At 65.2% G+C, this 20897-nt stretch carries 16 protein-coding genes; 9 read left to right on the forward strand and 7 right to left on the reverse strand.

Going from position 1 to position 20897, the window contains the following annotated elements:
- Window positions 1-26 precede the first annotated feature (26 nt).
- The 3 genes from panC to pgi all read left to right on the forward strand — a co-directional run bounded on the left by panC (window position 27) and on the right by pgi (window position 2843).
- Entirely contained in the window at window positions 27-869 is an 843-nt protein-coding gene (panC, locus tag V7060_RS08005; RefSeq protein ID WP_334178719.1) for a pantoate--beta-alanine ligase, read from the forward strand.
- 80 nt (window positions 870-949) lie between these two features.
- Window positions 950-1330, forward strand: coding sequence for an aspartate 1-decarboxylase (panD, locus tag V7060_RS08010; RefSeq protein ID WP_334178720.1), 381 nt, complete (start codon window positions 950-952; stop codon window positions 1328-1330).
- Between the two features lies 1 nt (window position 1331).
- Complete coding sequence (gene pgi, locus V7060_RS08015) at window positions 1332-2843, forward strand: glucose-6-phosphate isomerase (protein ID WP_334178721.1); 1512 nt, start codon at window positions 1332-1334, stop codon at window positions 2841-2843.
- Between the two features lie 186 nt (window positions 2844-3029).
- Here the strand turns inward: pgi and queG are convergent, their stop codons facing one another.
- Entirely contained in the window at window positions 3030-4091 is a 1062-nt protein-coding gene (gene queG, locus V7060_RS08020) for a tRNA epoxyqueuosine(34) reductase QueG (RefSeq protein ID WP_334178722.1), read from the reverse strand.
- Between the two features lie 85 nt (window positions 4092-4176).
- Here queG and V7060_RS08025 point away from each other — a divergent pair, with 85 nt between their 5' ends.
- The 6 genes from V7060_RS08025 (at window position 4177) to V7060_RS08050 (ending at window position 11566) form a co-directional block, all read left to right on the forward strand.
- Window positions 4177-5649, forward strand: coding sequence for an NAD(P)H-hydrate dehydratase (locus tag V7060_RS08025; protein WP_334178723.1), 1473 nt, complete (start codon window positions 4177-4179; stop codon window positions 5647-5649).
- A 48-nt stretch (window positions 5650-5697) separates the two neighbouring features.
- Complete coding sequence (tsaE, locus tag V7060_RS08030; RefSeq protein WP_334178724.1) at window positions 5698-6180, forward strand: tRNA (adenosine(37)-N6)-threonylcarbamoyltransferase complex ATPase subunit type 1 TsaE; 483 nt, start codon at window positions 5698-5700, stop codon at window positions 6178-6180.
- A gap of 99 nt (window positions 6181-6279) precedes the next feature.
- Window positions 6280-7800, forward strand: coding sequence for an N-acetylmuramoyl-L-alanine amidase (locus V7060_RS08035; RefSeq protein WP_334178883.1), 1521 nt, complete (start codon window positions 6280-6282; stop codon window positions 7798-7800).
- A gap of 65 nt (window positions 7801-7865) precedes the next feature.
- On the forward strand, window positions 7866-9671 hold the full coding sequence (gene mutL, locus V7060_RS08040; protein WP_334178725.1) for a DNA mismatch repair endonuclease MutL: 1806 nt from the start codon (window positions 7866-7868) through the stop codon (window positions 9669-9671).
- 1 nt (window position 9672) lies between these two features.
- Window positions 9673-10611, forward strand: coding sequence for a DUF1684 domain-containing protein (locus V7060_RS08045; protein WP_334178726.1), 939 nt, complete (start codon window positions 9673-9675; stop codon window positions 10609-10611).
- Window positions 10612-10630: 19 nt separating this feature from the next.
- Window positions 10631-11566, forward strand: coding sequence for a TraB/GumN family protein (locus V7060_RS08050; protein WP_334178727.1), 936 nt, complete (start codon window positions 10631-10633; stop codon window positions 11564-11566).
- Between the two features lie 47 nt (window positions 11567-11613).
- On the opposite strand, the gene rnfB is transcribed toward V7060_RS08050, so the two are convergent.
- From rnfB to V7060_RS08080, 6 genes are all read right to left on the reverse strand, one after another.
- Window positions 11614-12021: an Rnf electron transport complex subunit RnfB gene (rnfB, locus tag V7060_RS08055; protein WP_334178728.1), complete on the reverse strand. Its 408-nt coding sequence runs from the start codon at window positions 12019-12021 to the stop codon at window positions 11614-11616.
- A gap of 23 nt (window positions 12022-12044) precedes the next feature.
- Window positions 12045-14111 (reverse strand): methionine--tRNA ligase, encoded by a 2067-nt coding sequence (gene metG / locus V7060_RS08060; RefSeq protein ID WP_334178729.1) that lies wholly within the window; start codon window positions 14109-14111, stop codon window positions 12045-12047.
- Window positions 14112-14229: 118 nt separating this feature from the next.
- Window positions 14230-14670: a DUF2147 domain-containing protein gene (locus V7060_RS08065; protein ID WP_334178730.1), complete on the reverse strand. Its 441-nt coding sequence runs from the start codon at window positions 14668-14670 to the stop codon at window positions 14230-14232.
- Between the two features lie 94 nt (window positions 14671-14764).
- Entirely contained in the window at window positions 14765-15595 is an 831-nt protein-coding gene (locus tag V7060_RS08070; protein ID WP_334178731.1) for a hypothetical protein, read from the reverse strand.
- A 92-nt stretch (window positions 15596-15687) separates the two neighbouring features.
- Window positions 15688-17688: a S9 family peptidase gene (locus V7060_RS08075; RefSeq protein ID WP_334178732.1), complete on the reverse strand. Its 2001-nt coding sequence runs from the start codon at window positions 17686-17688 to the stop codon at window positions 15688-15690.
- A 242-nt stretch (window positions 17689-17930) separates the two neighbouring features.
- Entirely contained in the window at window positions 17931-20759 is a 2829-nt protein-coding gene (locus V7060_RS08080) for a TonB-dependent receptor (protein ID WP_334178733.1), read from the reverse strand.
- Between the last annotated feature and the right edge of the window lie 138 nt (window positions 20760-20897).

A 20897-nucleotide genomic window follows, 5' to 3' on the forward strand; every position in this document is an offset into this window, starting at 1 on the left:
CGCACCGACTCGCCACAGGGGCCACGATGATCGAGACCATCACCGAACTTGACGCGCTGCGTGCACGCGTCAGGGAGTGGAGGCAGCAGGGCCTGCGGGTCGGTTTCGTGCCGACGATGGGCAACCTGCATGCCGGCCACTACTCGCTGGTCATGCTGGCGCGGCGGTACGCGGACCGGGTGGTGTCCAGCGTCTTCGTCAATCCGACCCAGTTCGGTCCCAATGAGGACTTCACCCGCTATCCGCGTACGCCGGAAGCGGACATGAGCGGACTCGAAGGTGCGGGCTGCGATGTCCTGTGGTTGCCGACGGTGGAATCCATGTATCCGTTCGGTGTCGAACTGGCGGCCAACGTGCATGTCCCCGGCGTCAGCAGCGTGCTCGAAGGCGCGCACCGTCCCGGTCATTTCGATGGCGTGTGCACCGTGGTCGGCCGCCTGTTCAACCAGGTGCAGCCCGATGTGGCCGCCTTCGGCAAGAAGGACTACCAGCAGCTCGCCGTGATCCGACAGTTGGTCACCGACCTGGCCTTTCCGATCCAGATCCTCGCCGGCAGCATCGTGCGCGAGGCCGATGGCCTGGCGATGAGTTCGCGCAACCAGTACCTGTCGGAAGACGAACGTCCGCGCGCCGCCGAGATCCGCAAGACACTGATTGCCATGCGCGAAAGCCTGGTGGCCGGGACCCCGCGCGCGCAGGTGGAGGCCGATGCCGCCCGCCAGCTCGGCGACGTGGGCTACGTGGTCGATTACACCGTCATTCGCCGGCACGACCTGAGCGAACCGCGGGATGGCGAACAGGGTGCCCGGGTCGCGCTGATCGCGGCGAAGCTGGGACGCACGCGGTTGATCGACAACCTGGAATTCTGACCGCGCCGGATGCCGTGCGGCGCGCGCAAGGCGAGGCACGAGGGGATAGACTTCGCGCTCCCGCACTCATCCCCGCCGACATGCACCTCAGCCTGCTCAAGACCAAGATCCACCGCGCCACCGTCACCCATTCCGAGCTGAACTACGAAGGCTCCATCGCCATCGACGGTCTGCTGCTGGATGCCGCCGGTATCCGCGAGTTCGAGCAGGTGCACATCTGGGACGTCACCAACGGCGCGCGCTTCTCCACGTACGCGATCCGCGCCGATGAAGGCAGTGGCGTGGTATCGCTCAACGGCGGTGCCGCGCGCCATGTGCAGGTCGGTGACCTGATCATCATCGCTGCGTTCGCCTCGATGAGCGAACAGGACGCCGATGCGTTCCAGCCCACGCTGGTCTACGTGGACGGGCGGAACCGCATCACCCATACCAATCGCAGCATTCCCAAGCAGGCGGCCTGACATGAGCACCGGTTTCGACGCACTGCAGTCCCACGCCACGCGCCTGCGTGGTACCCCGTTGAGTGCGCTGCTGGCGCGCGAACCCGACCGCATCGCCGCCCACACGCTGCGCAGCGGTCCGCTTTACTTCAACTTCGCCCGTCAGTCATACGACACGGCCGCGTGGCACGCGTTGCTGGCGCAGGGTGAGGACGCCGACCTGGCCGGTGCGTTCCGCCGCCTGTTCGATGGCGAGAAAGTCAATGTCACCGAAGGACGTGCGGCGCTGCATACCGCGCTTCGCGGACAGCACTCGGACGCCGTCGTCGCACGCGAGGCCTACGCCACGGCGCTCGATGTCCGCGAGCGTATGTCGGCATTGATCGCACAGCTCGAAGCGAGCGACGTTACCGACATCGTCAGCGTCGGCATCGGCGGTTCCGATCTCGGGCCGCGCCTCGTGGCCGATGCGCTGCGCGATCCATTGCCGCGCCGTTTCCGCGTGCATTTCCTGTCCAATGTCGATGGCGCGGCGGCCCAACGCACGCTGGCGCCGCTCGATCCGGCGCGGACCGCCGCCGTGCTGATCTCCAAGACCTTCGGTACGCAGGAAACACTGCTCAACGGCGGCATCCTGCGCGACTGGCTGGGCGGCAGCGAGCGGCTCTATGCGGTCAGCGCCAATCCCGAACGCGCCGCGGCGGCCTTAGACATCGCGCCCGATCGTGTGCTGCCGATGTGGGACTGGGTCGGTGGCCGCTACTCGCTGTGGTCCGCGGTCGGCCTGCCGATCGCGCTGGCGATCGGGTTCGACCGGTTCGAACAGTTGCTCGCCGGCGCGTCGGCGTTCGATGCGCATGTCATCGGGTCGCCGATCGCCGACAACATCGCGGTGCGCCATGCGCTGACGGCGGTCTGGAACCGCAACGTCCTTGGCCACGCCGCGCAGGGCGTGATGACGTACGACCAGCGCCTGGCGCTGTTGCCGGCCTACCTGCAGCAGCTGGTGATGGAGAGTCTGGGCAAGTCGGTCAGGCTGGACGGCAGTCCGGTCGGGATCGACACCGTGCCGGTCTGGTGGGGCGGCGCCGGCACCGACGTGCAGCACAGCTTCTTCCAGGCGCTGCACCAGGGCACGCAGATCGTGCCGTTGGACTTCGTCGGCACCGTGCGCAACGATGATCCGTACGCCGAAAACCACCTCGCCCTGATGTCCAACCTGCTGGCGCAGAGCGAAGCCCTGGCGAACGGTCAGGCCAGCGACGATCCGCACCGCAGCTACGCCGGTGGCCGTCCCAGCACGATGATCCTGCTGGATGCGCTGACACCGCAATCGCTGGGCGGCCTCATCGCCATGTACGAACACAGCGTATATGCGCAGTCGGTGCTGTGGGGCATCAACGCCTTCGACCAGTTCGGTGTCGAACTGGGCAAGCAGTTGGCCAATGGCCTGTTGCCCGCGTTGAAGGGCGAAACCGAGGCGAAGGATCCGGTGACCCGGGCTTTGTTGGCGGAGATCGCAGCGCGCGGGTGAGCGCGCAGCGCGATGCTTCGCTCTTTTTGTAGGAGCGACGTGAGTCGCGACCGTACGGACGATGCGTACGCGATCGTGCACCATGCGGGCCGGTGCGAAAGGTCGTTCGTACGGCCACGTCTTTCGCGCTCTGCGCAATTCTTTGTCGAGGATGTTTCGTTCGTGCGGTCGCGACTCACGTCGCTCCTACAGGGGGCGATGCCTGTGCAACGCCCAGGCGACATGCTCGCGTACCAGCGTGGACATATCCTCCCGTCGGCTTTCGAGAGCGGCCAGCACGTCGGGCGTGGCCGGCGCATTGCCCAGCGCCACCGCGATATTGCGCAGCCAGCGCTCGTGGCCGCTGCGGCGGATCGCCGAACCCTCGGTGCGGCGCAGGAACTCGTCTTCGCTCCAGGCGAACAGCTGTGGCAGTGTGGCCACGTCCAGATCGTTGCGGGCACGGAAGTCGGGTTCGTCCGTGCGCTTGGCGAACTTGTTCCAGGGGCACACGAGCTGGCAGTCGTCGCAGCCGAAGATACGGTTGCCGATCGCTGCACGGAGGTCTTCGGGAATCGCGCCTTCGTGCTCGATGGTCAGATAGGCGATGCAGCGGCGTGCATCCAGCCGGTAAGGGGCGATGATCGCCTGCGTCGGACAGACATCGATGCAGCGCGTGCAGGTGCCGCAGTGCGCGGTGGCCGGCGCGTCGACCGGCAGCGGCAGGTCCACGTAGATTTCGCCGAGGAAGAACCACGAGCCGCCGTCCTTGTCGATCAGGCAGGTGTGCTTGCCGATCCAGCCGAGCCCGGCGTTGCGTGCCAGCGCGCGTTCCAGCACCGGCGCCGAATCCACGAACACCCGATGCCCGAACGCGCCGACCTCCTGCTGCAGGCGTTCGGCGAGCTTCTGCAGGCGGTTGCGCATGAGCTTGTGGTAATCGCGGCCCAGCGCATACCGCGCCACGTAAGCGCGTTCGCCGGCGTGCAGCGTGTCCCAGGCGTCGTCGCTGTCGTTGCGGCCGTAGTCCAGCCCCACGGAAATGACCCGCAACGTGCCCGGGATCAGTTCCTGCGGCCGCGAACGCTTGTCGCCGTGCTGGGCCATCCAGTCCATCGAGCCGTACAGTCCCTCGGCCAGCCAGCGGCGCAGGTGATCCTCGTCTTCGCCCAGCTCGATGCCGGCGATGCCGCAGCGCTGGAATCCGAACTCGTGCGCGAGTGCCCGCACGCGCCGGGCGAGCGCGGGCGGATCGGGCAGGGACGTCATGGGTTCGGGAAGGGGCATGCGGGAATTATAGGAGCCGCGGCGGGATTCACTTCTCCGCAACCCTCGTCGGTCCTAGAATCCGGCCATGTCCGGTACCTCGCCCCTGTATTCGACGCATGCAGCACGCCTGCTGGACGAGCGTGCGACGCAGGCGTTGGGCGGCGACGCCCATGTCCTGATGCAGCGTGCGGGACACGTCGCCTGGCAGCACTTGCTGCAGCACTGGCCCGAGGTCCGGCGCATCATGGTGGTGTGCGGCCCGGGCAGCAATGGCGGCGACGGTTACGTGCTGGCGCGGCACGCGCACCGTACAGGACGGCACGTGGAGGTCGTCCATCTGCCCTCGCACGTGCCTGGGAACCCCATTGCGCAGCGTGCCTGCACCGAGTACGTCGCGGGCGGTGGCCGCGTGACGCTGTTCGATGGTGCGCTGCCGGCGGCCGACCTCGTGGTGGATGCGCTGTTCGGCATCGGTCTGTCGCGTGCGCCCGATCGCGACGTGCGCGTGCTGATCGATGCCATCAACGCGCAAAGCGTGCCCGTGTTCTCGCTGGACGTGCCGAGTGGCGTGGATGCCGACCGCGGCAGCGCGCCTGGTGCGGCGGTGCTGGCAACGCGGACGCTGCAGTTCATCGCGCGGCATGCCGGCCTGCATACCGGTGATGCGCTGGAATACACCGGCGTACTGGAGCTGGATGAGCTCGACATACCCGCATCGGCATTCGACGGTGTCGCCGTGCGGGCGTCGCTGCTGCAGCACGATGCACTTGCGCGCTGGCTGCTCCCGCGTCGCCGCAACACGCACAAGGGCGAGTCCGGCCACGTGCTCTGCATCGGCGGCGACGAAGGCAGCGGCGGCGCGATCGCACTCTGTGCCGAAGCCGCATTGCGCGCCGGCGCCGGTTTGGTCAGCGTGGCCACGCGCCCGATCCATGTCGCACCACTGCTGGCCCGCAGACCCGAAGCGATGGTGCGGGCGGTGGAATCGACCGGTGACTTGGCGCCGCTGCTGGAGCGCGCGCGCGTGATCGCCCTCGGTCCCGGCATGGGGCAGGGCGAATGGGGGCGGGCACTGTTCCAGCGCGCCACGCACAGCGGAAAATCGCTTGTGATGGATGCCGATGCATTGAACCTGCTGGCTGCATCGGCACTAGCGCTGGACGATGCGATCCTCACGCCGCACCCTGGGGAGGCCGCGCGCTTGCTGGATTGCACCACTGCGGACGTGCAGCACGATCGTTTCGCCGCTGCGCAGGCCATCGCGCAGCGCCATGCATGCGTGGTGGTGTTGAAAGGGGCAGGCACGGTGGTGGTGGCGCCCGGTGAAACCGCACGTGTGATCGATGCCGGCAATCCCGGCATGGCAGTGGGCGGCATGGGCGACGTGCTTACCGGCGTCATCGCTGCATTGCGTGCGCAGGGCCTCTCCGCCTTCGACGCGGCAAGCGCGGGCGCGCTGTTGCACGGACTCGCCGGAGATGCGGCCGCCTGGGATGGAGCGCGCGGCCTGCTCCCGTCCGATCTGTTTGCGCATGTGCGCCGGTTGGCGAATCCGTAAACGGCCTGGTCCTGTCGCGTGTCGCCGGCGAGCGCATAGAATTGCCGCATGCACGCGTTCCTTCCCGACAGTGACGCCACCGAAGCGCTGGGCCAAGCGCTGGCGCGTACGCGACCCGCGTTCGCCGTGGTGCACCTGCAGGGTGATCTCGGTGCAGGCAAGTCCACGCTCGCGCGCGCCCTGTTGCGCGCGCTCGGCGTGAGCGGCGCGATCCGCAGCCCGACCTACACGCTGGTGGAGCGTTATCCGGTCGAAGGCGGCGAAGCCTGGCACCTGGATCTTTACCGGATCGGCGACGCGGGCGAACTGGAATTCCTCGGTCTGGACGAGGGCGCCGCGGTGCTCTGGCTGGTCGAATGGCCGGAACGTGGCGGTACGTCGCTGCCGGCGGCCGACCTGCATGTGGCGCTTGATGTCGATGGCGAAGGGCGGTCGGCCCGCCTGACCGGGCTGTCTGCGGGCGGCAGCGACTGGCTTGCGCGGCTCGCTCTGGATACCGAGTTGCGGGCACCAGCTCGTCAGACTGGTTAGAAACATCCGCCAGGTCACGGATTATTAAGGGAAAACGCCTTGCATTCGTGGTCCGATGGTGCTTGAATCCGCGGCATGACCTCGGGGAAGCCCACCACCATGTTGCGTCTCGCACTCGCGGGCCTGCTCGCGTGTGCGCCGTTTGCGCTGACGGCGGGCGAAGTGACCGGCGTGACGCTGGCGCAGGGAAGCACGGGGACCCGGGCTGAAATCCAGCTCGCAGGTGCCGGACAGTACAAGACGATTTCCCTGAAAGGTCCCGACCGCCTGGTGGTCGACCTGCCGGCGTCGAAGGCGAAGGCCGGTTTGCGCCTGCCGGTGCCGGCCGGCATCGTGCGCGCCGTGCGCACGGGACAGCCTGATGCGAACACGCTGCGCATCGTGTTCGACCTGGCATCGCCGGTCGCCGCGCTTGCGCCACGCATGGAGCAGGGCGGCGATACATCGCGCCTGGTGATCGAATGGCCAGGTGACGGCGTCGCCCCCACGGCATCCATTGCGGCGGCCACGGCACCCGCGAACACGCCGGACACGATGCCGGTGCCGGCCACCACGGCGTCGCCCCAGGCGGAAGCCGCGCGCGCGACGGCGCTGCTGACCGCCCAGGTCGTGCAGGCGGGAGCCGTGCAGGCGCCCCCGGCCTCGACCACGCCGTCCCTGAATTCGCCGCAGGCCATCCTCAATGGCCAGTCGACCACGGTCCAGGCGCCTGCGACGACCGGTCCCGGTGAGCGTCCGACGTACACCATTGCGACGGGGCAGCCAGCTCCGGTCGCCAACACGACGAACGCACCCGCGCCTGACACCACGCCTGCGCTCGATGTGCCCAAGCCACCAACCGCGATCGCCGCCGGCATGCGGCCGCTGGTCGTTGCCATCGACCCCGGGCACGGCGGACAGGATCCCGGCGCCATTGGCCCCAGTGGCCGCTACGAGAAGCACGCGGTGCTGGCCATCTCGAAGGAGCTCGCGCGCCAGATCAACGCCACTCCGGGCATGAAGGCCTATCTGGTCCGCGATACCGACGTCTATGTCGAGCGTCCGCAGCGTGCCCGCAAGGCCCGCAGCGCGAAGGCCGACATGTTCGTCTCGATCCATGCCGACGCCGCCGAGAACCGCAGCGCCTGGGGTTCGTCGGTCTACGTGCTGTCGCTGCGCGGCGCCTCCTCGCAGCATGCCCGCTGGCTGGCCGACAAGGAAAACGCCTCCGACCTGGTCGGAGGCGTGCGGCTCACTAAGGACACGCTGTCCAACGTGCTGCTGGATCTGGCGCAGAGCGGCCACATGAAAGCCTCGCAGGATGCGGCAGGGCATGTGCTGACGTCGCTCAAGGGGCTGGGCAAGACCCACAAGCCGCAGATCGAGTTCGCCAATTTCGAGGTGCTGCGCAACTCCGACATGCCGGCGATGCTGGTGGAGACGGGCTTCATCTCCAACGCAGACGAAGAAAAGCGCCTGTTCGACCCCGCGCACCAGCGCAAGGTCGCGGGGGCGGTGCTGGAAGGCATCCAGTCGTACTTCACCCGCCAGCCGCCGCCGGGCACGCTGTTCGCGGCGCGCGCGCAGGCCGAGTCCGACGCGCGTACCGTCGCGGCGGGCGGCGCCGCCGGCGCGCCCTGATCGCACACCCGCTCGGCTATCATCACGGCTGATTCCCCGAGACGGCGCCACCGCGCCGCCAGCACGTGCCGATCCGTCAGCTTCCCGACACCCTAATCAACCAGATCGCCGCAGGCGAGGTCGTCGAACGGCCGGCCTCCGTCGTCAAGGAACTGGTCGAAAATGCCCTGGATGCCGGCGCACGCCGCGTCGACATCGACCTGGAAGAAGGCGGCGTCCGCCTGATCCGCATCCGCGACGACGGCGGCGGTATCGCGCCGGAAGAACTCCCGCTGGCCGTGTCGCGCCACGCCACCAGCAAGATCGCCTCGCTCGACGACCTGGAAGCCGTCGCCACGCTCGGTTTCCGTGGCGAAGCGCTGCCGTCGATCGCCTCGGTCAGCCGCTTCGCATTGACGTCGCGGCGTGCGCAGGACGAACACGGCGCATCACTGCAGGTGGAGGGGGGCAGGGTCGGCGAGGTGGCCCCCAAGCCGCATGCCGTCGGTACCACCGTGGAAGTGCGCGAGCTGTTCTACAACGTACCGGCGCGGCGCAAGTTCCTGCGCGCCGAGCGCACCGAGATGAGCCACATCGAAGAGTGGCTGCGTTCGCTGGCGCTGGCGCGTCCCGACATCGAGCTGCGCGTCTCGCACAACGGTCGGCCGTCGCGGCGCTACAAGGCGGACGAGCTGGAATCGCTCGCCCGGTTGAGCGAAACGCTCGGCGATGACTTTTCCCGCAGCGCGCTGCGCGTGGACCATGCGGCGGCCGGACTGCGGCTGCATGGCTGGATCGCACAGCCGAGCTATTCACGCGCGAGTGCCGACCAGCAGTACGTCTACGTCAACGGACGTTCGGTGCGCGACCGCAACATCGCGCACGCGGTGAAGATGGCGTACCAGGACGTCCTGTTCCATGGTCGCCAGCCGGCCTACGTGCTGTTCCTCGAACTCGACCCCACCCGCGTGGATGTCAACGTCCATCCGGCCAAGCACGAAGTGCGCTTCCGCGATACGCGGCTGATCCACGATTTCGTCTATCGCACGTTGCACGAAGCGCTGGCGGAGACGCGCGCCGGCGCACTGCCGCAGGATATCGCCCCGGCTCCGTTCGCCGGGCGGCCTTCCGTGTCCGTGCCGTCCGCCTGGATGCCCACGCAGCAGTCGCCACTGGGACTCAACGTGGCGGAGGCGCCAGCGGCGTATGCCGCCTTGTATGCGGCTCCGACGGCAGGTGCGACGCAGGCGGGCACGATGCCACCGACGTCGTCCGTGCAGGCGATGCCGGCGAGCGACACCGACGGCATCCCGCCGCTGGGTTTCGCCATCGCGCAGCTGCACGGCATCTACATCCTGGCGGAGAACGCCGATGGCCTGATCGTGGTCGACATGCATGCGGCCCATGAGCGCATCGGCTACGAGAAGCTGAAAGGCGCGCACGACAGCATCGGCCTGCGTTCGCAGCCACTGCTGGTACCCATGGCGCTGGCGGTGGCCGAACGCGAGGCGGACGTGGCGGAGCGCGAAGCCGCCACGCTGGCGACGCTCGGTTTCGACATCACCCGCAGCGGCCCGCAGTCGTTGAACGTGCGCAGCATTCCTGCCCTGCTGTCCAATGCCGAACCGGAGGCGCTGCTGCGCGACGTGCTGGCGGACCTGCGCGAGCATGGCGAGAGCCGACGCGTGGCGGCGGCGCGCGACGAACTGCTGGCGACGATGGCCTGCCACGGCGCCGTGCGCGCGAACCGGCGCCTGACGCTGCCTGAAATGAATGCGCTGCTGCGCGAGATGGAAGCCACGGAGCGCTCCGGGCAATGCAACCACGGCCGCCCGACGTGGGCGCGCTTTTCCTTGAACGAGATCGACCGCTGGTTCCTGCGAGGACGCTGACATGGGGAAGAACACGGGCTGGCTGGGGATGGCCATGCTGCTGGTGGCGCTGGCCGGATGTGGCGGCGACGGCGGCAAGGACGTGACGGGCGGCAAGGTCGCCGACGTCACCTTCCTTGCCGACAATGCGGCCTGGCGTGAACAGCGCAAGACCGAGTTGCTCGCGCCGGACGGCTGGACCAGCCTGGTCGGCCTGCACTGGATCGAACTGAAGTCCCACTTCATCGGCAGTGGACCGGGCAGCGGCATCAAGCTCGCCGTCGGTCCGGCGAAGATGGGCATGATCACGCAGCAGTCGGGGCGAATCCTCCTCACCCCCGAGCGCGGCGTCGACCTCACGCTCAACGGCGAGCCATTCAAGGGACGCGTGGAACTGCAGAGCGATCGCGATCCAACGCCGGGCGTGGTGGGCTTCGACGAGGGCAAGGGGCTGTTGACCGTCATCGAGCGCGGCGGTCGCCATGCCTTGCGCGTCAAGCATGCCGACGCCGAATCGCGCACGCAGTTCGTGGGGCTGGACTACTGGCCTGCGCAGGAGGCGTGGCGCGTCGAGGGCCGCTACGTTCCACACCCGCCGGGCAAGACCCTGACCATCGTCGATGTCATCGGCGTGGCCAACGAATCACCGAATCCCGGCGCGGTCGAGTTCGAGCGGGATGGCAAGACGTTTCGCCTGGAAGCGTTGGGGCCACCCGAAGGGCCGCTGTTCTTCCTGCTCGCCGATCGCACCAGCGGTCACGGCAGCTATCCTGCGGGACGCTTCCTGGATGCGGACGGGCCGAAGGACGGGAAGGTCGTGCTGGATTTCAATCGTGCCTACAACCCGCCGTGCGCGTTCACCCCGTACGCGACGTGTCCGCTGCCGCCCGCGGAGAACCGACTCGATGTGGCGATCGATGCCGGCGAGAAGGCTTACGCAAAACCAATCAAAGTGCTCTGAGCTGTCAGGGAAGAAAAGGATGTCGCTGCGCAATTCGCTGAAAGTCCTCGTCTTCACCGTGCTGCTCGGCAGTGCGTCCGTGCTGGCCGCGGATACGCCAACGGTGGATGCCGCACCGATTCCGCTGCTGTGGAAGGTTTCCGACAGCGACAACGCGGTTTATCTGCTCGGGTCGTTCCACCTGCTTCGCCCCACCGACTACCCGCTGTCCGCGGATGTGGATGCGGCCTTCGCCGATGCCGAGCGCGTGATCTTCGAGATGTCGCCCGAGGAGATGCGATCGCCGGCATTGCCACAGCTGATGATGCAGGCCGCGATGCGGACGGATGGCAAAACGCTGCAGCAGGAGCTGGATGCCACCACGTGGACACGGCTGGAAGCGTGGGCCAGCAAGAATGGCCTGCCGTTGGCATCGTTCAACGGCTTCGAACCCTGGTTCGTCGGCCTGACCATCAGCATCGTCGAGATGACCAAGCAGGGTCTGGAACCGAAGCTCGGTCTGGACAACCACTTCATGGACAAGGCCCAGGCCGCCGGGAAGCCGACGGGCGGGCTTGAGCGCGCAGAGGAACAGATTGGCGTGCTGGACGGCATGGATGCGGCCGAGCAGCGCCAGTTCATCGCCGAGGCGCTCGAGCAGGCCGACAAGGGCGCCGACGAGACCAGGCGCCTGCACGACGCATGGCGCCGGGGCGATGCCGAGGGTCTGTGGAAGGGCATGGCGGCCGACATGCGCGCGCAGTATCCGCGCCTGTACCGGCGCATCAACGTGGACCGCAACGATGCCTGGTTGCCGAAGATCCGGCAGATCCTCGACCAGCCGGGTGACGACGACGCACTGGTAGTCGTCGGCGCGCTGCACCTGCTGGGCGAGGACGGTGTGGTCGAGAAGCTGCGCGCACAGGGCTACGCCGTCGAGCGGGTGTGCTCAGCGTGCGAGGCTGGCGCTCGCTGAGGAAAAGCCTGCCTGAAGGAGTCGTGGTACAGCCGTTGCCGTCGTGCTCAGGCCGGTTCCATCACGATGCAGTCCACCGGGCATGCAGGCACGCAGAGTTCGCAGCCCGTGCAGAGGGGGTCGATCACGACGTGCATGTGCTTGGCGCCGCCGATGATCGCGTCCACCGGACAGGCCTGGATGCACTTCGTGCAGCCGATGCAATCGGCCTCGATCACGACGGCGACGATCGCCGGTTTGTGCGTGCCGCGCGAGCGGTCGTACGGCAGCAGCGGCACGTCGAGCACACGGGCAAGGCTCCTCGCCCCTTCGTCGCCCCCGGGCGGGCAATGATCGATGCCGGCCTCGCCGCGCGCCATCGCCTGCGCATACGGCCGGCAGCCGTCATAACCGCACTGGCCGCACTGGGTCTGCGGTAGCAGGCGATCGAGCCGTTCGACGAGATCGGCATTCATCGCCGTTGCACGACGGGGGGCTATCAACGCACCGGCATGCCGGGCAGGGCGCTCGCGTCGGCGTCGAGCAATGCCAGCGCACCGCCATCGAAACCGGCCGACAGGATCATGCCTTCGCTCATGCCGAAGCGCATCTTGCGCGGCGCCAGGTTGGCGATGAACACCACGTTGCGGCCGACCAGCTTCTCCGGCTCGCCGTAACTGGCGCGGATGCCGGAGAAGATCTGCCGCTGGCCCAGGTCGCCCGCATCCAGGAGGAAGCGCAGCAGTTTGTCGGAGCCATCGACGAAGCCGCACTCCAGCACCTTGCCGATGCGCAGGTCGAGCCTGGCGAAGTCCTCGATGCCGATGATGCCGCCGGCGTCCTTCGGTTCTGCGGGCGCGGCCACCTTCGCTTCGGTCTTCTTCTCGGGGGCGGCGGCAGGCACCGGAGCGGCGAGGGTGTCCTTGGAGGCGTCGGTCATGGCGTCGATCAGTTTCGGGTCGATACGGGTGAAGAGGGGGGAATACGGCTGGATGGTGTGCCCCCCTTGCAAGGGCGCGGCCACATCAGTCCAGGTGATGACGGGTGCGCTGAGGAACGCCTCCGCTTCTGCGGCCGTGCGCGGCAGCACCGGTTTCAGTGCTGCGGCGAGCACGCGGAACAGGTTCAGGCCCTGCGTGCAGATGGCCTGCAGTTCGGCGTCCGCGCCTTCCTGCTTGGCGATCACCCAGGGTTTGGTCTCGTCGATGTACTTGTTGGCCTCGTCGGCCAACGCCATCGTCAGCCGCAGCGCCGTGGCGGGTTCGTTGCGCTCGTAGGCATCGGCGATCGGGTCTAGCGCGTCGATGAAACGCTGGTATGTGGCGGGATCGGGCAATGCGTTGGCGAGTTTGCCGCCGAAGCGCTTGTCGATGAAGCCGGCGCAGCGGCTGGCGAGGTTGACGAACTTGCCGACCAGGTCTGCATTGACGCGCGCGATGAAGTCGCCCAGGTTGAGGTCGAGGTCATCGACGCCTCCGGACGACTTCGCCGCGTAGTAATAGCGCAGCGCTTCGGGCTCCAGGCCAACGTCCAGATAAGTGCGCGCCATGATGAAGGTGCCGCGCGACTTCGACATCTTCGCGCCATCGACGGTCAGGTAGCCGTTGACGTGCAGGCGCGTCGGCGCGCGATGCCCGGTGCCGTGCAGCACCGCTGGCCAGAACAGTCCGTGGAAATTGACGATGTCCTTGCCGATGAAGTGGTGCAGTTCCACGTCGGTGCCGGCCTCCAGGTGCGAGGCGAAGTCGAGGTCGCGCTCGGCACACAGGTTGCGGAAACTGCTCAGGTAGCCGATCGGCGCATCCAGCCACACATAGAAGTACTTGCCGGGCGCGCCGGGAATTTCAAAGCCGAAGTAGGGCGCATCACGCGAGATGTCCCACGCGCGCAGGCCGCCCTCAGCATCCAGCCACTCGCGCAGCTTCGCCTTGACGCCCGGCAGTGCGACGTCGCCAGCCAGCCACTCGCGCAGGAAGGCATCGAAGCGGCCAACCTCGAAGAAGTAATGCTCCGAATCGCGGATCTCCGGCGTGCTGCCGGACAGGATCGACTTCGGCTCTTTCAGATCCGTCGGCGCGTATGTCGCGCCGCAGACCTCGCAGTTGTCCCCGTACTGGTCGGCGGAGCCGCAATTCGGACAGATGCCCTTGATGTAGCGGTCGGGCAGGAACATGCCCTTGGCCGGATCGTAGAACTGGGCGACCGTGCGGCGGCTGATATGGCCGCCGGCCTCCAGACGCTGGTAGAACTGCTCGGTCAGCTCGCGACTCGCGGCGGAGTTGGTCGAATCGTAATGGTCGAACGCCACGCCGAACGCGGCGAAGTCGCGCTCGTGGCTGGCCTGGATGCCGGCGATGAAGACTTCCGGCGTGACGCCGGCTTTTTCCGCCGCCAGCATGATCGGCGTACCGTGCGTGTCGTCTGCGCAGACGAAGTAGGCCGTGTCGCCGCGCATCCGCCACGCGCGAACCCAGATGTCGCCCTGGATGTAGCCCACCAGATGGCCCAGATGCAGCGGGCCATTGGCATAGGGCAGGGCATTGGTGACGAGGGCAGTACGGCTCATGACAGGCTTCGCGGCGGGGGACGGCGATTATCGCATGGAGCCGTGGACGCACTTCCCGCCCCGCAAACGAAACAGGCCCGGCGATGCCGGGCCCGTGCCATCGAAGATCCGCGAGGACTTACTGGCGGATCCAGGTCTGCGACTTGCAGATGAAGGCGATGCAGCCGGAAACCTCCAGCTTCTTGCCGCCGTCGATCAGCTCCATCTTCGACTTGTAGACCTTGCCCTCGTCGGGCTTGAGGATGGTGCCGCCAGCGTAGTCGCCGCCGCCCTCGGCCTTCATGCCGCGGATGATCTCCATGCCGGTGATCGGCTTGTTCTTGCGGTCGTCCTTGCACTTGTCGCAGGTCGGGTTCGGCTTGCTCGGGTTGATCAGCTCGACGATGCGGCCGGTGATCGTGCCGTTGGCGGCCTGGGTGATCTCGACGAACGACTTCGGCTTGCCGGTGTCGCTGTCGATGGTCTTCCAGCGGCCCACCACCGGATCGGCGGCGGACGCCATCATCGACAGGGCCATCAGAGGAGCGGCCAGCATCGCGGCCATCAGGGTCTTGCGCATGTTCCCCTCCCAGGGATGTAGGTCAGGCCCGCCGGCGAGAGCTGGCAGGATGACGCTTTTATACCGCATCCGGTGGGGTATGGAAGGTCCCTGTTCAATCCTGTTCGCGCGTGCCTAGTTCCGTTTCATCGCGCGTTGGGGTTTCTGGCTCAGGGGCGCTGGTGTTCGGTGCAGTTGCCGGGATGCGAGAGGCCGGCGCGGGTGACGCGGCATCGACCTGGTCTATGTTACCGACGCTCACTTTGCCGATTCTTGGCTTCATCCAGATGCTGTCGTGCCATGTGTAGTACTTCTCAACGTCCCAGAAACGCTCGTCGTAGAACTTGCTGCCATCGATCTGCTCGGAACCGCTCGGGCCGGGGACGTAGATCTTTAGTGAGCCGGCGAAGCCGGTCCGGCTGCCGGTGACCTTCTTGCGTTCCCGTCGAAGCACGGTGGCAAGTCGAGGCTTCGCGGCCGCGTCACCGTAGGTGGCGTATATGGCCTCTCCCTGTACCAGCGCCTGTTGGCGCTCTTCCGCAGACAGTGACTTCCAGTAGCGCTCACGCAGGCCGCGGAAGCCCTCGTAACCGCGTTCTGCTGCGAGATCCATCCATGCGTAGGCAATCACCGGGTCTTTTTCCACGCCCTGACCCGACCAGTACATCTCGGCGACCATGCCCTGGGAGGGCTTGTCGGCGTAGAACGAGGCGCGCTTGAAGAAGCGCAACGCATCGGCATGATTGTTGTTGCGGAACTCTTCAAGGCCAAGCAGGCGATAGCGGATGTCGGGATGGCTTTCCAGAAAGCCAGCTGCCCGGAACTGTGCATCGGCTGCGGGATCGGGCGGGATAAGTGCTTTTTTCCCGCTCTGGGCAGGCGCGGATTGCTGTGCGCAGGCGAGGAGCAGCGCTACGAACAGCGCATTCGTGGTCCTTGAACGCATATCTATTTCCTTCCGAAGCATGCACGACTGTATTGCAGCATGACAGCACATCCCAATCGGGGGGATGTGCTGAAAGCCATGCTCGACAGCGGTCAGTCAGCCAGGGTGGCACCGCCGCTTTTTTTGGGGCCAATATGCCGATCGAAGAAGGCGAGCATTGCGGTATACAAACGCTCGTTGTTTTCTTCCTTGTAGAATCCGTGCGCTTCGCCGGACTGGATGATCATGCCTTCTGGCGAGTTGCCGGCGGCGGTAAGCGCCTTGGCCATCGCCTCAGTGTGCTCGGGCGGGCAGCGTTCATCACGCGCGCCTGCAGCCAAGTAGACCGGGAGCTTGATTTTGCTGGCATAGGTGATCGGCGACATCGCATCCTGCTCGGCACGGGTGCGTCCAAACGCACGTATCAGGTACCGGCGGCCGCTTTCGCTACGGCTTGTATCGCTCTTGCTGAGCTGGATCTGCGCGTCGTAGAGACCGACATAGCCAAACGCGCACTTGAATAGTTCGGTGTCGCGGGATGGCGCCATCAATGAAGCATATCCACCGAAACTGCCGCCATAGATGCAGACCTTGTCCTTATCCGCCTGCCCTTGGGCAATGACGTGACGCGTTCCGTCGATGATGTCATTCATGATGCCCTGCGACCATTGTCCGTAAGCTAGGTCTTGGAACTCCTTGCCGAAACCGCCGGAGCCGCGATAGTTGATCTGCAGGGTGGCGTATCCACGACTGGCAAACAGTTGTGGTTCGGTGCTGTAGCCCCAGTTGTCGCGCGGTCCCATAGGTCCGCCGTGGACGTTGACAATCAGTGGCATGTTCTTGCCGTCGGAGCCGTGTGGAATGGTCAAGTAGCCATGGATCTTGCGTCCGTCCCTAGCGGTGAACGAGATCGACTGCATGGAACCCATTTTCTTCGGGTCGATCCACGGTCGGTTCTTCATCAGGAATCGGGCTTTGTTGGCCTTGCGATCGTACAGGTAAAGTTCGCCTGGATTGCGGTCGCTGTAGGTGCTGACGACGATAAGCTGGCCGTCTCGGGTAGCACTGCTGAAGCTGACGAACTGGCCGGGAAACGCAGAAGCCAAGGAGGCATAAAGCTGTGCATCCGAGTGCTTGGATTCCACCAGGGTGACCTCTGGTTCACCTGCTTCGGTTACTACGCCGAGAATCCTTTCCGAGCCGTCCACAGATTGCACGTAGCCCGAGACATCGGAAACTGGATCCTTGAACAGCTCCTTGAAATCGCCGCTACGCGCATCCAGAGTGCCGAAGCCGGCTGGGGCCTTCCCGTCATCGCGCAGCGCGTAGATGTCGCCGTTAACGGCGGATCCCAATATGCTCAGGCGCGCGCCGTTGCTTTTCGATGAGCTGATTTGGTTCCATTTGCCGTCAGCTGCGCGCGCATATACCTCGTTGTGCGTATCGAAGCCGGATTCCTCATCCTTGTCGCTGTAGCACACGGCGAACGCTGGTTGCTTCTCATGGTCAAGAACCATGGAGCAGTTTTCCTTCGGTGCCCGACCGAGAGGCTTTCTGCGGCCACTGATCGTGTCCACCATTACGACTTCCGCACCTGCGCCGGTGCTGGAGCGCTGATAGCGGGCAGTCATGATGACGTTGACATCATCGTCGGGGAGCGTGTCGAGCAGCGAGAATGACTGGCCGTCGACCTGCTTGGAACGTTGGGTGACATTCTGAGTGCCGTACTCGATAAGCGTGCGTGGCTGTGAGCCGTCCGCATTGACCGAGAACCACTCACCGGTACCGACTGGGCGCTCGAAAGAGCCGATCTTCCTGACGGCGTTGAACATCAGGCGCTCAGGGCTGGTCCAGTAGAAGGAGCCAACGCTCTTCTTCTCCGGCAACTGATTGATCTTGACGATCTGCAGATCGCTGGTGCGCAGGACGGTCAGGACGTCCTGTTCGCCACGGTCGACGCGCAGGGCAAGGTACTTTCCGTCGGGTGAGATGCGCGCGCTGCTGTAGGTCGGATGCTTAACGAAATCAGCGATCGACTGCGCATTCGCATCGGCGATCGACAGCGCGCAGGCGGCGGTAATCAGCCACGCAGCAGTGGTACGGATTGGTTTCATTTTTGTCATCCCCTTGATGGCCCCTTGATAAGGGTGCTGTTATCCGAAGTTTAGTGCTGGAGGCAGGCTGCCGGCCTTGGCCGGAAATGACTTGCGCTCGTGTCTCCTGCGCAGCCATCCGTGGAGTCTGGAACACTCAGCGAAGGGCTCGGCAACACGTTTTGAGTCTGCCGCGAAATGGCCGAGAAAAAAAGCCCGACTTGCGCCGGGCTTTTCTCCTGCTCTAGGGGCTGACCCTGACCTTAGAACGTGTAGCGGACATCTGCATACACTTGGCGACCGATCACGTCATGCGAGCGCCAGGTATAAGGCCAGCTGTTGAACGTGTCGTCCTTCGGCTGGCGGTTGTTGAAGAGGTTGACCACCGAGAAACCGAGCGTCAGCTTGTCGGTGACCTTCTTCTGCACGTCTAGGTTGTAGCGTATGTACGGAGCGATGCGACCGGTTTCCGCCCAGTTCGGCAGGGAACCCATGCGAGTCGCATAGGTGGTAACCAGCCAGTCGTCGTTGCTCCAGCTCACGCGTGCATTGGCGCGGCTGCGGTAGTTGAAGTACTGCAGGTGGTCGCGGATGTTCTCGACTTCGTCACCTTCGAAACGCACCAGGTCCAGCTTCAGTACGTGGGTATAACCCAGCTCGAAGCCGAAGGTCCCCCAGCGGTCGGTGTCCAGCGAGTACTTCCAATTCGCATCGATACCCTGGGTTTCAAGGCTGGCCTGGTTGATCGGGTACGAGCTGTACTCGGAGACTTGTCCGTTGGAAAGCTCGCCGCCTGCACGGGAGACCTGCGCCAAGAATGCCTGGCAGGACGGCGAGTTCCCATCGACCCGATTGCCGTTGACGTCCTCGCCCAGTCGGCAGTCGGCGTACTGGCGCATCAGGAAATCACTATCCAGTTCGGCGACCTGATTCTCGAGCTTCATGCTGTAATAGTCGACCGTGACCGACATGTTGTCCATGATGTCCCACACCAGACCCGCGGTCCACGACTTGCTAGTCTCTTCTTCCAGGTCCCGGCGCCCTTCATAAGTACGGAAGACTTGATAGTAGTAGTCGCTGTCGCCGCTGCAGTCGGAGGACTGCGGATCGATGCCATTGACGCGGCACAGGTAGGCGTCAGTGATGTAGGTGTACGCACCAGAGTAACCGGCGAACACATAGTGCATGTCGGGTGCGCGGAAGCTGGTGGCGTAGCTCGAGCGCAGCAGCAGGGAGTCGACGGGACGATACTCTAGGCCGGCCGACCAAGTGAATGCGCCGCCGACATCGGTCACGTCGTCGTATTTGTCGTAACGGCCAGCCAAGTTGGCCTTCAGGCTATCGAAGATCGGTACGCTGAACTCCAGGCCGATCGCGTAGCGATCACGATCACCGCCGCCGCCGGTGCTGGTTAGGTTGTAGATGGCGTCGGTGCCCGCGTAGTCGGGCGTGGTGCGGGGATCCGGCGTTAGCGTGTATTCCTGCTTACCAGCTTCGACCACCAGCGCCGCACCCACTGCGCCTGCCGGAAGTTCGAACAGATCGCCGGACATGCTGAATGATGCCGTGGTGTTCTCGGACTCACCCGTGCTGTGGACGGTCGTCGACAGCGAGCGGTAAGTATCGGGCGTCATCGGCCCGAACAGCCGCTGCAGATGGGTCAGGCCATAGCCGTTGTAGCGGGGGTAGATGCTCTGGAAGCCGGTTTGGGTTCCGAGGAAATACTCGTTAACTTTGTCCTTGAGGAAACGGGGACGGTTGGATTCGAACTCGAAGCGCGAGTACGACACGCCGAAGTCCCAGTCGAAGCGGTTGTCGAACATGGAGCCGCGGATGCCCGCGAACAGGTTGTAGGATTTTTCGTTGTATTCGGTGCGTTGGGCGCCGCCGATTTCTTCCGGTGTGATGATGCGCTGGGCTTGGATGTAACCGTAGGCCGGCGTAAACACATAGCCAGGCGTCTGCCAGAACTGGGTCGAGCTGACGCCGGTGTTGCGCGAGTCGGTTCCGAGGAACTGGCCGTACAGCTGGGTTCCATTGTCGAAATCGAAGGTGCCCGATACGTACGCCGAGGTTTTGTTATAGCTATTCTGCAACGCGGACGTAGCGGGGTATCCGAAGTAGCCGCAGCGGTTCGGGGTCGCATTGCTGACCGACGCTGACGAGTTGTACGGTTCGAACTCGGAAGACGTACGGTCGCACGCGTAACGCAATGCATCGACCGAGGTCGACAGAGTGCCTGCCGGCGTCAGCCAGTTATAGGCCGCACCGGTGTTGCGATACAAATACACGCCACCCACCGCGGTCGCGAACTCCGGGCGACCCCGGAAGTCGGGGTTGTCGTAATACGAGTCACGATCTTCACGCTGCGAACCCAGAATGCCTTCGCGGTTCAGGTATTCCAGCGAGTAGGTCAGGCTCCACTTGTCCCCGGTCTTACCGCCAGTCCACTGGGCCAGGCCGGTGTCGCCGCCACCCATGGTCGTGGTGCCACCGCGTAGGCGGATGCTGTCGCCTTCGTAGTTGTCCTTCGTGATCACGTTGAGCACGCCTGCCACCGCGTCGGAACCGTAGATGGCCGACGCGCCGCCTGTCAGGACTTCGATGCGCGAGACCGCCGACGCCGGGATCGAACTCAGGCTGACGGCGTTGGATTGGCTGTTATAGGGGACCGGGTAGTCCGCCATGCGCTTGCCGTTGACCAGGATCAGCGTATAGCCGGGGCCCAAGCCGCGCAGATTGATGAACTGCGCATTCGGCGTGAAGCCGCTCTGCGTCATTTCGTTCTGGACGCTACCCGTGAACTGGTTGAGGGTGCTCAGTGCCTCGTAGACCGTGCTGAAGCCTTCGCGCTCGATGTCTTCCGCGGTCAGGACGACCACCGGGGCGGGTCCTTCGACTTCCGCCTTCTTAATGCGCGAACCCGTCACGGTGACCTTGTCCAGCGTGGAGGTCGACTGAGTGGGCTGCTGCGGGCTGGTGGAGCTTGCGTCCTGGGCGAACGCGCTGCCCGCGAACGGCACCATCAGAGTGGTGATCAATGCCGCACTCAGGCGGCTGCGCTTGGGCGCATTCGTGTTGCGAACTGACATGTGGTGAATCCCCTAAACTGTCAATGGATGCGACCCCAATTGGACTGATCCTTCAGTCCCAGCCGCACATAAACGTCCTCGTGATCCGACGTTAACATGGGATTAACGCGGAAGCCCATAGCACGCAAACATGTTACC

It is taken from the genome of Pseudoxanthomonas sp. (genome assembly GCF_036845285.1).
In the GTDB taxonomy this organism is placed as follows: domain Bacteria; phylum Pseudomonadota; class Gammaproteobacteria; order Xanthomonadales; family Xanthomonadaceae; genus Pseudoxanthomonas_A.